The sequence below is a fragment of the Vibrio sp. PSi01 genome (genome assembly GCF_054960695.1).
This window is the reverse complement of record NZ_JBHNYN010000033.1, coordinates 1-13,986: the sequence shown is the minus strand read 5'-3', so window position 1 is coordinate 13,986 and position 13,986 is coordinate 1. Positions and strand designations below refer to the sequence as shown.

General features: G+C 39.5%; 8 protein-coding genes and 1 pseudogene. 4 read left to right on the top strand and 5 right to left on the bottom strand.

What is annotated here, in order from left to right:
- Positions 1–126 precede the first annotated feature (126 nt).
- Positions 127–723, bottom strand: a complete 597-nt coding sequence (locus ACFI6G_RS21900) for a tyrosine-type recombinase/integrase (protein WP_462710475.1) — start codon at positions 721–723, stop codon at positions 127–129.
- 385 nt (positions 724–1,108) lie between these two features.
- Between ACFI6G_RS21900 and ACFI6G_RS21895 the strand changes: the two genes are divergently transcribed.
- Entirely contained in the window at positions 1,109–1,969 is an 861-nt protein-coding gene (locus ACFI6G_RS21895) for a LysR family transcriptional regulator (RefSeq protein WP_462710474.1), read from the top strand.
- A 46-nt stretch (positions 1,970–2,015) separates the two neighbouring features.
- Here ACFI6G_RS21895 and ACFI6G_RS21890 read toward each other — a convergent pair whose 3' ends face one another.
- Positions 2,016–4,523, bottom strand: a complete 2,508-nt coding sequence (locus tag ACFI6G_RS21890) for an AMP-binding protein (RefSeq protein WP_462710473.1) — start codon at positions 4,521–4,523, stop codon at positions 2,016–2,018.
- Positions 4,524–4,526: 3 nt separating this feature from the next.
- Positions 4,527–5,924, bottom strand: a complete 1,398-nt coding sequence (locus ACFI6G_RS21885) for an aminotransferase class I/II-fold pyridoxal phosphate-dependent enzyme (RefSeq protein ID WP_462710472.1) — start codon at positions 5,922–5,924, stop codon at positions 4,527–4,529.
- 209 nt (positions 5,925–6,133) lie between these two features.
- Here ACFI6G_RS21885 and ACFI6G_RS21880 point away from each other — a divergent pair, with 209 nt between their 5' ends.
- The 3 genes and pseudogenes from ACFI6G_RS21880 to ACFI6G_RS21870 all read left to right on the top strand — a co-directional run bounded on the left by ACFI6G_RS21880 (position 6,134) and on the right by ACFI6G_RS21870 (position 8,978).
- On the top strand, positions 6,134–6,733 hold the full coding sequence (locus ACFI6G_RS21880; protein ID WP_429768535.1) for an isochorismatase family protein: 600 nt from the start codon (positions 6,134–6,136) through the stop codon (positions 6,731–6,733).
- A gap of 367 nt (positions 6,734–7,100) precedes the next feature.
- Positions 7,101–7,306: pseudogene (locus ACFI6G_RS21875) on the top strand (hypothetical protein); the annotation flags it as partial.
- Positions 7,307–7,493: 187 nt separating this feature from the next.
- Entirely contained in the window at positions 7,494–8,978 is a 1,485-nt protein-coding gene (locus ACFI6G_RS21870; RefSeq protein ID WP_016785411.1) for a dihydrolipoyl dehydrogenase family protein, read from the top strand.
- Positions 8,979–9,297: 319 nt separating this feature from the next.
- Here the strand turns inward: ACFI6G_RS21870 and ACFI6G_RS21865 are convergent, their stop codons facing one another.
- Positions 9,298–9,717, bottom strand: a complete 420-nt coding sequence (locus ACFI6G_RS21865; RefSeq protein WP_016785412.1) for a GFA family protein — start codon at positions 9,715–9,717, stop codon at positions 9,298–9,300.
- Between the two features lie 789 nt (positions 9,718–10,506).
- The gene (locus ACFI6G_RS21860; RefSeq protein ID WP_462710471.1) at positions 10,507–13,890 is read right to left on the bottom strand and encodes a VWA domain-containing protein; all 3,384 of its coding nucleotides are present in this window, start codon (positions 13,888–13,890) and stop codon (positions 10,507–10,509) included.
- Positions 13,891–13,986: the final 96 nt, after the last annotated feature.

The window sequence follows — 13,986 nt, the reverse complement described above, 5'->3', positions numbered from 1 at the left end:
ATTTTGCGGTAGATTATCTATGGAAAAAACACATAGTTCGATTTACTAAATTTGATCGAGCAACTCGGAAAGGGGCATAACTTTATCGGTGACAATGTGAACCCTACTAAATAGGGTTCATTTCGACTAACAATCAGTGCCTTCCGAAAGTAACAATGCATCTTCTAATTCAACACCAAGGTAGCGGATCGTGTTGTCTACCTTTGTATGTCCCAGTAAAAGCTGCACTGCTCGAATATTTTTAGTTTTTGCATAGACCAGTGTCGCTTTCGTTCGTCTCATCGAATGAGTGCCATACAGGTTCGGATCTAATCCAAGGTTTGACGCCCATTTCCTGACTAGAGAGCGATAGTACGAATAGCTTATAGCTTTATGCTTACGTCTTTGGCTTGGAAAAAGAAAATCTCGGCTGCTTAGTGAAGCAATCAAAATCCATTTCATTAGGCTTTGTTGAGTTCTTGACGTTATCTCAAATTGAACTTCAATGTCTGTTTTTCGCTGGATATGCTTAACGCGATTAAATATCCTATCTTGCGAAGATACATCGCAAATTCTGAGAGCGAGCAAGTCACTCGCTCTAAGCTTGCTATCAATTGCTAAGTTGAGCAACGCAAGTTGCATCAAATTATTTTCAATTTCTAATCTGGTTCTGATCCGCCAAATTTCCTCAAGCCGAAAAGGTTTTTTGACGCCACTACGCTTCGTTTTGTTGAAAACCACCATGATGACCTCCTTTTTATTTGGTCATCACGATTGTAGTTGGAAGGATATGGACGGAAATAATTTAGTGTTTATGCACTAAACAGTTGTCTTTAGATAAGTTATCTTCAGGCAAGTGGCTGTACTAAATAGTTTAATTGAAACATCCTGTGCGGTCCGCATCTGGGGGATAGAGAAAGAATATCGAAAACTCATATCAGTTATCTATTTGTAGAGTGGATTACTTCTAAAAACTTCCTACAGCATATTTTAAAACCCCTCGCTTCTCTCATTGCGTCTTGAAGGACATTTTTATTGCTTTATCTCTATTACTGACTGTTTTATAACCTATTGATGGATTGTATACTCTAGGAAAAGGTGCGATAAAAACTAAGCAAATGGGTAATCAATGAACAATAGTAACTGGGATGATTTGAAGTTTTTCTTAGTTCTTTATGAGTCGGGAAAAGTAAGTACAGCTGCTAATAGATTGAATGTAAATTACGCGACAGTTTCGAGGCGTATAGATCGATTGGAAAATTCGTTAAAACTTAAATTATTTAACCGTACAGGCGATGGATTTAATTCAACGATTGAAGGTGAACTTTTATACGAACGTTCGGGTGACCTAAGAGATAAAATCAACAGCCTATCCGAGTCTCTTTCGCCCGAATCGAAGTTTAATCAGAATGTCAAAATTTCTATGGTTCCGTTTTTGGCAGAACACTTTGTCATCGAAAACCTGAAGAAGTTGCACTCACGATTTCCCGAACTGAGATTTGAAATTAACACATCAAATCGAAATGTGAATATTGCCAAACAAGAAGCTGACATCGCATTGCGTTTAGATCTTCCTGAAAAGGGTGAATCAATTTGTAAGAAACTAGGTGAAGTAGAGTTTGTATTGTGCGGTACAGATTACTGGATGGAACAATTAGTAAATGATAAGCCAGTCGATGTCATCACTTACACGGCAGAGTTCAGCCATCTGACAGAGTGTAAGCTCCTGATTGAAAAGTTCGGGACTAAGGCTATAAAACTCCAAACAAACACAATATCCGCTCAGAAGAAAGCGGCCGAGCATGGCTACGGCATTGCAGTTCTCCCACGACTAACCCTAGGTTTAAGCTCATTGAGTACGATTGAACCAGAAAGTCCTATTACTCGCGAGATATGGATGCTCACCTCGAAGAAGACTTCAATGTCCACACCAAAGAAACTGGCCATGGAAGAGTTGGTGAAAATGTTTAAGGGTGAACTGATAAGCTAATAAAAATGGCAGGGTGTCCTGCCATTTATTTAAAGGAAAGGTTCTTTTAACTTTGAGCTGTTTGTACCTGGAATCGATTTGTAATTACAGTTTTAGGCTTTGATGCTAAGCGACTGTAAATGTTGTTTAGCACCAGAACGAGGATTGTAATACCAGCGCCGTAAACCTCAGTATTCGTGATTGTTTCACCTCTGAACATGCCAATAGTGAAAGCAGTAATTGGCACCATATTAATAAACAACACACCGTTGGTTGGGCCTAAAGTGCTTATTCCGTGGTTCCAAGAGAAAACAGCAATTACACCAGCAAATGTGATCAAGTAGATTAACTCCCATTTAACTGCTAGAACTTGATTAAGCGACGGTGCCTGAGTGATTCCAGCAAAGTTGGTAAAACACGCAACTAATACGATGGTAAATGCACCAAAGAAACAAGACAGCGCGGTATAACGTAATACTGAATATCCGCTTACGTAGCTCGCGCCCAATGTATACGTTACCCAACAAAACGCACCTACAAGAATAACCAAGCTTGGTATTAAGCTGCCACCTGATAGAGCTGAAAGATCACCTTTGGTAATCACTAGTAGAACACCAAGCAAAGCAAGAACGATCGATACAATAGTGAAATTTGAAGGTCTTACTTTTTTCAGTGTCCACATCATAACAGCTGAGATTAAAGGCATCAGCGCCATAATTATCGCACCATGTTGTGGTTTAGTGTAAGCTAGACCAGCAAAAGCTAAGATACTGAAACCTGCGAACCCAAATGAGCCAAACAACCATAGTTTAAAGAAGTCTCGACCTGGCAATAAAGACGATAGCCCCTCTTTAGCTGCTAACATCGCTATAAATATGAGAGACGCGGTTCCATATCGAATTAAACTAATATGTACTGCATCCATTGTCGTTAAAGCGTTCTTCGCTATTGGGAACATCGCCCCCCAAGAGATAGCAGTACCTAACAAGCATAAGATTGCTATTACAAATTGTGCGAATGAAATGCTCGACGCTTTGGTTAGTTTTGATTCCGAGTTCTTTGATGGCTGAACAGTCTCTTTATTCAATATCATCTGCTTGAGCTCATCATTACGAACTTTGCCTGATGGTGAATATGGAATTGAATCGACTTGGCAAACACCTTCAAGTTTCATCTTGAGCTTTTTACAGATGTACTTAATGTTTCTGACCAATTCGGCGTCATCAACAATAAACTCCTTGTTAATCGCATACCCACAAAGTACGGAGTTCTTTGAGACTGGTATCATCGCTATATCTTTGATTCCTGGGAGGTGTCTTACATCGTTTTCAAGTTCATAGATATTTAGTGTGCTTTCACCTTGTGCGCGGTTTCTCAGATAAATATTTCCATCAGCATCCATTTCACCGGTCTCTGCGGTGATAAGGTATTTATCATCATCGATCACAACATATTCAGATTCTTGGCTTCCATAGCCATCCATGTTCATGTAACTCGAAATAGCAATGCGTCCAACTTGATGATTTGGAAGTAGGTTACCGTTCTGATCGACCACTTTAATTTTGTTGCCATCATAAGCTCGGCCAATACTTGTAGGGTTAGTGATCAAATCACATGGTTCAGCTAGTGCATTAACACCAGTTTCAGTTGTCCCATAGTACTCATGGATTACGGGGCCAAGAGCGTTGATAGCTTGAAGTTTCGCTTGTGGGTGAAAATGTTTACCACCAACAATGATGAATTTTAAATTGTTATCATTGGGTGCATAACCACCCAAAGAATAATGAGTGACCACATCATTCAAAAGTGGTGGAGTCATGGCGCTTGTAGTAATCCATTCACTTTTAATTAGGTTGACCATATTAAGCGTGTCATGTGGTTTAGCGATAACGATAGTAGCGCCTAACTGCATGAATAATCGTGACCAACCACTACCGGCAGCATGATACAAAGGCATTGCAAGCAAATGGACATCTTCGGAAGAGAAGCCGTAACGCGCAGTGAAAAATGAAAATCTTCGAGCATCAAAAGACTTACTACGCACGACTGTTTTTGGTATACCAGAGGTACCTGAAGTGAATGATATGCTTCTGAAAGGACGATGCTGTACTTTGATTGATCCCGACGGCTCCTCGGTATCTTCTAACAGCTCACAGAAGTTGATACTATTCTTCGACTGACTATCCAAATCAACAAGAGTCACGCGCTTAGCAAGTTCCTGTAAATTGATATTGTTTTCAATACAGTATGACGATGATACTACCAAAACTTTGCAATTGGTTGAAGTCAACATCGACTCTATTTTCTCAGTACTCTGCGTATAGTCTATACCCGTGCATGGTATCTTTAATGAAGATGCCGCTGACATTAGGTAAACCAGTTCTAGGCAATTCGGTGAGATGTAACACATACATAGATCAGCACTATTGTTGTCTATCTTCGAAGACAGATTTACCGTGATTTTGTATGCCTCTCTATAGAACTCAGACCATGTAACTTTTTTGTCACCGAAAATGACGGCGTTTCTATTTCCTCGAGCAGAGGATATTTCCTTTAGTTTATCTATTGGAAGCATTATTTAATTCCCTTCAACAATTAATAGAGATGTATCGTCAAAAATTGATTGGTTAATTTTAGTTATTACGTTGTTACAAATTGTTTGTCCCGGTGTCAAAATCGGAATTCCAGGTGGATATAAAATATAAAATGAACTCGCTATATCACCGACATTGATATTTAGTAGGTTATTTTTGGTTTTATACTTCTTTTCTATTTCATATAAAGCATTAATCAGCAAGCTAATTAATTCATTTGAGATCCCCTGATGAAGATTTAGAAGAATTGAATTATGTGAATACCTGCTAACATATATCCCATATTTGTTAAATAGAATTTCTCGAATTTTAGCGCCGCTTAATAATTTAGTGGTGCATGTTATCCATAGTTTTGTCGGATCTTGAATTAGATACTCTCCTTCAAGAGTCAAACTCGGACATCTAAACAGGCTCAAATCGTTAATGATGGATTTAAGGTGTTCACACTGTTCACTTATTCTATCCGAGTACTGTACTGCGTATTGGTTAGCATGACTCAAAGCGAGTTCCGTACTTGCCAGAATAGGATAACTAGGAGAGGTGGAGTGATTTCGAAAATGACTACCAACAACTTTAGTTTGACAATCTTCTGAACCAAAAACATTGATTATGCTTGCTTGTCGTAATGCAAATAAGGACTTGTGAACAGAATGCGTCACTATAAAGTTAACATCATATTTCTTTGAAAGAGTTGAGGCGTTTTGTATTGCACTTTTCTCTTTCATCTTAGGATCAAAAGTAGACCAAGCCCCCCATGCTTCATCTATTACAATATTCTTTATGCCTTTAAATTTTCCACATATAACAGGAAGAAACTCTTGTAAATCAAAACACACACCATCATAGGTCTGGCTGTTGATTATGAGGGTTGTATAAGGTGTTCCGATCTCTTCAGCTCTGACTAACGCCTTAATGATGCCTTGGGTATCAGCAGAGTAAATATAAGCATCATCATTGCAAATCAAATCCTGTACATAGTTCACATCACTATTCTGAGCCTTCAATGAAAAATATATAGATTGATGAACACCTCTTTGACATAAGACTTTATCAGACGACTTGCAAATAGCTTCTATTATGATTTTGTTTGATATTGTGCTGCCGCACGTAACGAACAATAACAAGTCAGAACCATACATATCTTTCAATATATTCGCTGATTCATCTATAGCTTTACTTGGATCAGTTAAACTATCAAAAAACGGTGAGGTAAGAGATAGTTCTAGTTCTTTTACTTTAGATAACCTAGCGTTAAAATCCTCACTTACTACGACATCTTTTGTTTTTCCAAGGTTTTGTATGGGTAACGCATGAAAACTCCCTTTAAGCTTTTTATTAGCATTATTTAAAGCGTTATATATTGGTAATAATGTGCTGTTCATAATCCCTCCGACGTTTATGTAAAAATTAAATCAATATATTTAATATTTATATAAGAAATTTTGCGTATAGCATGTGCAATTAATACGGGTATTATTTTTCTTATAAACTATCCTTCACTAAATTTTTGCACATGTCATTTGCAAAAATAGAAATTAACTAAGGAATTATATGTAGGTATGATTTACTTAAGTTTCATAGGAGAAAAAACATGACTCAATTAAAGACACTTCGAAATATTGCTGGACTACAAGAGCATAAGGTTGATTGGAATAATGCAGCTGTTATTTTTGTTGATTACCAAAACGAATATGTGGATGGTGTTTTGTCGCTAGGCAAAGCAGGAAAAACAGCACTGGAGAACGCAGAAAAGCTACTAGAGACTGCTCGAAGTAAGAATGCCCCAATTTTCCATATACTTCACAAAGCGAGTTCGGCATCACCGGTATTTAACTGCGATTCATCTTTGTCAGATGCTGTAGATGTTGTAAAACCTAATGACAACGAAACAGTAGTTCATAAGACGCTACCTAATTCATTCTTCAATACCGACCTAGAAGAGATGCTGCATTTAACTGGACGTAAGCAACTCATTATCCTCGGCTTCATGAGCCATATGTGTGTTACTGCGACAACTATCAAAGCTGTAGAGTTGGGTTACGATGTTATTGTTTGTGAAGATGCCTGTGCAACACGACCATTACCTGATCAAAACGGTAAACTAATCGATGAAAATATCATTCACTTAGTATCTATGGCAGCATTAAGCGACCGATACGCTTCAATTCAACCATTGCATAGTTTTTCATAGGTTGTTGAGTATAAAGCCTTGTAAAGGCTCAAGCAGGACTTTAAATACAATCTGAAATCCAGAGAAGTACAATGTCAATACTCAACGCAGAGCTTTAACTCAGCGTTGAGTTTCTTTTTATAGAGGCCAAGTAACCACCTCAAAATTTGGATTAGATTTATTTAGTCAAAAATCGCTAGATTAACCGATTGAACTTGGTGGCTCTAAGAAGATTTGGGGCACTTTTGAGTTAGTAAATGCCACGTGTAAAAATTCTGGTCTATGAAGCCTCTGGTCAAAACTGAGTCAGTGATTTTGCTAAATTAACTGTGCCACCACAATCCAACAAATAGGCTGAAAATAGTTCGATTGGCGCTGATACATAATAGGACAAGGACTATCATTTACCGGCCCTAAATTTACAGACGAGAAGTGGTTTGGTAAAGGTATTGGCGTCGCTGTTAGAAAGCAAGATAACGAATTGAAAGATCTTATCGATAGCGGGCTACAAAGGCTAATTGACAATGGTCAACACCTAAAATAGCGAGCAAATACTTTTTGTGCAGCATATTACGAATGCTGTTCACTTTATAAGGCTATTTAGCCATAAAATAGATTCTTTGCAAAGCCACTAAATAAGTTACCTGTTATTTTTCTAATACTGAAATAAAAACAGATTCACTCCGTTCTATTTACCTATAAGTTAGTGTGCAATTTTAAGTGAACAAACAGAATGAGTCATAGGGATCAGTTCTTAAATTAAACAAACGGTGGTGCAAAGATGAAAAATAGTAATTGGACAAAACCCAAGAAGTTTGACCGCAACATGATTGTTATTGGTGCAGGAGCGGGCGGCCTTGTGACTAGTTATATCGCAGCAGCGGTTAAGGCAAAAGTAACCTTGATTGAAGCTGGAGAGATGGGGGGTGATTGTCTGAATTACGGTTGTGTACCCAGCAAAGCCATAATTAAGAGTGCCAAGATGGCAAACTCTATAGAAAATTCACACCACTATGGTTTAGACAACTTCACTCCTCAATTTTCTTTTAAAAAAGTCATGCAAAGAGTACACGATATTATAGCTGAAGTTGCACCGCATGACAGCGTTGAACGTTATACGAATTTGGGTGTAGAGGTACAGAAAGGATATGGGAAGTTACTTGACCCCTGGACTGTGGAAATAGCCTATGACGATGGTACGACAACTACACTAACGGCTCGCAGTATCGTAATTGCCACTGGTGCACGTCCGTTTGTGCCGCCATTACCCGGCATTGAAGATACGGGGTATGTAACCAGTGATACACTTTGGTCCGAGTTCGCTAAGCTTGATGAAGCACCAAAAAAGCTGGTTGTTTTAGGAGGAGGTCCAATTGGCTGTGAGTTAGCTCAGTCCTTTTCTCGTCTAGGATCCAATGTGACGCAAATAGAAATGGCAGAAAGAATCATGATACGTGAAGATGTTGAAGTTTCTGAGTTTGCCACACAAGCGCTGAAAAAGAGCGGGGTCAATATCTTATCTTCTCATCAAGCACTTCGATGCGAGCAACGAGCCGACAAAAAATTTATAATTGTGAAGCATGATGATCAAGAAATAGAGGTCGAATACGATCAGTTGTTATGTGCTGTCGGACGTAGTGCTCGTCTTGAAGGATACGGTTTAGAGGAACTAGGTATTGAAACTAATCGCACAATTGTGACTAACGAATACTTAGAAACGATTTACCCAAATATCTATGCGGCGGGTGATATAGTTGGCCCATACCAGTTTACACATGTTGCAGCCCATCAAGGTTGGTATGCTGCCGTCAACGCACTATTTGGTCATTTTAAAAAATTCAAGGTGGACTATCGAGTGATCCCTTGGACAACATTTATTGATCCTGAGATTGCACGAGTTGGCATCAATGAATATGAAGCAAAAGAAAAGGGCATCGATTATGAAGTGACTCGATTTGAATTTAAGGAACTCGATAGAGCAATAACAGAAAGCTCAACAGACGGGTTTATTAAAGTCATTACGCCAAGAGGTAAAGATAAGATCTTGGGTGTTACTATTATATCTGAGCACGCGGGTGATCTAATAGCAGAATTTGTGCTAGCCATGAAACATGGCCTAGGCCTAAATAAAATATTAGGAACGATACACAGCTATCCTACGTGGGCTGAAGGCAATAAGTACGCAGCAGGAGAGTGGAAACGCAATCACGCACCGCAGACAGTATTGAAACTATTAGAAAAATATCACACATGGAAACGTGGTTAACGCAATGGTACGGGAAAAGTGATGTGTTTTTAAAGTTTGTATAAGTGCCAATAATCTTCAGGCCGCATTGTGCGGGCTGAAGCTGTTGCCGCCCTACTTGGGCTGTGGCATCAGCACTATTATTTGCTTAGCACGTTCCACACTTCAATAAATAGCCTTCTTAGCATTGAATGATGAGAAAATGGGTAATGCCTGTTTAAGTCATGAGCAACACACAAACTAAGTCGCTGCGTAGCACCTTAAACACTCAAAAAAACACTGCTAACCCAGAGCGCCAAGTGTTGCGAATCTGCTCAAATTATTTGTATGTTCATTTGCCTCAACGGTCTAATAGCTGCACAAATTTTTCTAAACTAGGCATTTCTTCGTGATGTGTCGCTGAGCCACCAATGATATCCCAAGGTGCTTTAGACCCAACGAAGATATGTTGGGTTACTTTAAGCCCATGTTCTTCAAGTAGTCCAGCTGGAAGCCATACTAACTTTCGACCTCTTAGCTTATTAGGTACTGGACTCCCACAACGACCGCAAAAATTAACACTGTATCCACTATCAAGATTAAACTCTTGAATATCCGACGCCTTTTTTATCCAATTAAATTCTGTCTCATTTACTATCGCAGCTGTATTTGAGGACGAACCCGTTGATTTACGACACACTGAGCAGTGACACTGATACAAGCTAGGCTTAACACCTTTAACTTCAAACTGAATATCACCGCATAAACAAGAACCCTTCATTAATACTCCTGATTGACGTAGCGCTTTCTGTACGGAGAGTGTCTGTATTTTATAAAGACATGATTCAGGCTTACAATAATAAATCAATAGGTTAGTTACAAAGAAAACGGGTTAGACTGCTCTGTGTGACAAAACAAAGGGATTAGCAGCGTTCAGATCATTTTTAGTAGGGGAAAACGCACGCCTCTAGACTTTGTAAAGTACTTGGTCTAAATGATTTTGGGGCAATAATGTGTTTGCAAGTCCCAAAAAAAGAGCCGCAAAAGCGGCTCTTGATTTTCAAACTATGTTGAAACAACCATAAAGTGATAACAATGAACTTTTTAAAATCAGAGACTTAATCGAAAAACAACCATATCTTGATATCGCATAAAACAACCATAAGTTGATATTTTTGTGAAACGAGTATTTCAGAAAAACTACTGTGGTAAGAAAGTTACTTTCAGCATTCTTTCGCAAACGCCTCACAATGTGTATCCACCTTCACTCCATACGAATTTCCAAACTAACTTCTGTCGATTAGATGATATTTCTCAGCTAAAGTATCGTGATTTAAAACTCAACCTATTAAAATCATAACCACAACATTTTAACGTAGTTACAAATTTGGTAACTGATGAATTAGCTTTATAAAACAACCATCATATCGTAGTAAATTTTCGATATGCGACAATTAAATACCAAAATAGTTAAACCTTTCTAAGAAATAAAAAATTAGAGTGATAAAAAAGATAACAGTTCAAGATTAACTGTTATCTTTTAAAGTTTAAAGTTTAAAGTAAATCAATATTAACTGTCTTGCTGCCTAATCATAAGATCACTTAGTAGTTGATTCAGAGCTTGCCCAGCGACCTCCCCAGAAGCATCATAGCCCAATTGGTCTGCAACATCATTTATCTTGATGCTTTGATATTTTCCGTCTTTCTCGACATCCAAAATCACATCATTTTCGCTAACTTTTGCTGAAATATTTTCAAAAATATCTTCAAGTTCTTCTCCTTCCGAAAGAAGGTCAGTCAAATCAATCGTATCTTGGTAAACGGAAAAGTCAGTAATGATATCCGTAGGAACAAACTCTGTCTCAAAATCGTTAACATGCCAGATAAATACATCATTACCGTCCCCACCAGTTAGAATATCAAACCCTTGACCACCAACAAGAATATCAGCACCTTCTCCACCGTCTAAAGAATCATCTCCCCCTTGACCAAAGAGCAAGTCTTTTCCTTCGCCTCCGACTAAAGAATCAGATTTATCTCCTTCTCTAGATTGGTTAAAGTCTACGATATTATCTCTAATAAACTGATGAATATCTCTTGGTGTTATACTAGAGAGGTCTGCCCCTGTACTCTGGGCTATGTATTCTTGAATAGCAGAAACACCTTGCGCTTCTATTCCATCAAACTGAATAGCGTCACCAAACAAAATATCATCGCCGCCTTTGCCATCACTTGAATCTACTCCTTGTAAGATATCAATCTCATAACCAAGTATTACGTCAGCTATATCTTCTATATTGACATCATTCGTTACGACGCCGTCAGAGTCAAAGTCGCTAAGCTGACTTACGACATTGCCAATACCTATAGCTTCGACTTCAGACACTTTTTCCAAAATTGAATACATGTGGCGAGCCTCAGCATAGTAATTGTTCTGATAATCAAAATACACTAGCTGCCCTAATGATGTACCAAAGGTTCCTATAATACCACCTGTCAATGGTGAGACCAATTGATTGGAGGCATTAACTAACACTTCACCTTTATATGTAACTTCACCACCGACGTAAATATCAGGTAAAACGTCTTTCAACGTGATTAATTCACCAGATTCGAGGTCATAATCAATATAAATCTCGTCAAAATCAATGACTAGTCTGGAGTCATCATTGCTAACACTGGCGTCTCCATCGGAAATAAAATATGTGACATTTTTCCCGGAGTTTTGCTGTGTAAACCACTCCAAAGAGTTTCTAAATGCATCTTCATAATTAGTAACATAAGGAGTTGGTTGAATTGCACTTATTGCATCCTCTACCAATTGAGCAGCGTTTTCCGCATTTAAATCGATCGAAAATGAAACATTAACTTCATCAGAAAAATCCGAAATTAATACATTAACGTTACCTGCATCATCTTCTTCTGCGTTATCAATTAACCTTCCCAATACCGTTCGTAATTCATTTTTTGCACTTTCAACATTAGATCTCCCCATACTACCGGATGTATCTAAAATAAAAGACAAATTGTAGTTCTGACCAGCGACAACTTGAGTTCCTTGGACATCCCCTATAATCAAATCATTATCATCTGTACCTTCAAGTATGTCATCACCACCAGTACCGTCATCAATAGTGTATTCTCTGAAGTTAATATCAACACTCTTAACGGACGTTGCAGTGTCAGCATTACTACTTTCGATACTTGTAGATACTATGTTTATTGGAAAATCGGTTTCACCGTTATAATCATACGGGATTCTTATCTCCAAATTTGCTTGACCTTCACTGTTCAACGCTATTCCATAATTCCCATCGGCATCTATGTTAAGCAACTGACCGTTGGCAAAAACCAATATACCTTCGGGTATCCCCTCTAACATAGCTGTTGTTGCTAGATATTCACTTCCGTCGATATCAGATAAATCTACATCTATATCAATTGGCAATATCTTATCTTGGACAACTGTAAAAGTGCCATCTGCTGTATTTAGATCAATAACGGCATCTTGGAAGATTACACGTTCAATTTCAAACAAAGTGTCACCAGAGGAGTCTGTTGGCAAAACAGTATCTATAGTATCTCGACCAAACTGGTCGCTTACACGCCAATGTGCTGCAACATCACCAACGACTTCTGAAAATTCAATATTATATTCAGACATGTTGCCTTGATAGATCACTGAATCGACTGAAGAGGTATTATCAAAAATACCGGTTCCACCAATAAAAATATCGTTATAACGAGAACCAACAAAAGTATCGCTGCCTTGCTGGTCGATTAATAACGCTTGAGGGTCACCTACAAATGTTTGGGCTAAAGCACCATCAGGTACCATCATTAAATCATTTCCAGCATGTCCAACATTAGCAACAACTAATCCTTCATTACTAATATGATCAAACTGTGTCCCACCGAGGGATGTGCCACCGCTAGCTATATATTCTCTAATAGCCTCGGGAGAGGTATCATAACTTGGTTTCGATTGGGCATAATAAATATCGCCAACATAAACATTTATTATTGGAGCGTCTGCGACTGCTTCGACATCAATCACTAGTTTAGAAGTGACAGATGAAGTAGACGTACCGTCAAAAGGCTTAAAGGCAACTTCTGCGTAACTTTGTAATTGATCGCCAACTCCAAAATCCGAGTAAGAGTCTGAACCTGATTGATCAAAATTGGGAGTAAACCGAATCTGTTGGTTGTCAAAAAGGTCCTTACTAAGACTGTCACCTGCTTCAATTGACACCCAGTCCCCCTCTCGATTTTGGACCTCCAGAACGCCTGCTAAAGGTAGTGTTTGAATTTCAATTCCAAAAGAAGATGAATCAGAATCAACACTCGAAAACCCTAACGATGACCAAGAAATAGAGATAGATTCATCTTCATTGGTGATGACCACGGTTGGCGCTGCCGTCGCCGTGGTGTCACCCATGCTCGCGCTGTCTGTGCCTTCGGCTGACTCGTTGCCCGACTGGTCGACGATGGTCGCGGTCACTGTGAGGCTTTGGCCATCCGCTGGACGGTCGTACTCGTAGGTCACGCCATTGTCTAAGTCCTCTTGAGTCAGCGTCACGTCATCTTGGCCGCTCACTTTCAGCGTATCGCCCACTTCGGCACTCGCTGGCACGGTGACTTTCACGTCTACCTTACCGGCGATTTCTGTGCGATCGATGGTGCCGTCGTTGTTCGTATCTTCGGTGATTACCACGGTTGGCGCTGCCGTCGCCGTGGTGTCACCCATGCTCGCGCTGTCTGTGCCTTCGGCTGACTCGTTGCCCGACTGGTCGACGATGGTCGCGGTCACTGTGAGGCTTTGACCATCCTCTGGACGGTCGTACTCGTAGGTCACGCCATTGTCTAGGTCCGCTTGAGTCAGCGTCACGTCATCCTGGCCGCTCACTTTCAGCGTATCGCCCACTTCGGCACCCGCTGGCACGGTGACTTTCACGTCTACCTTCCCGGCGATTTCTGTGCGATCGATGGTGCCGTCGTTGTTCGTATCTTCGGTGATGACCACGGTTGACGCATCTGGAGCTGTTGTGTC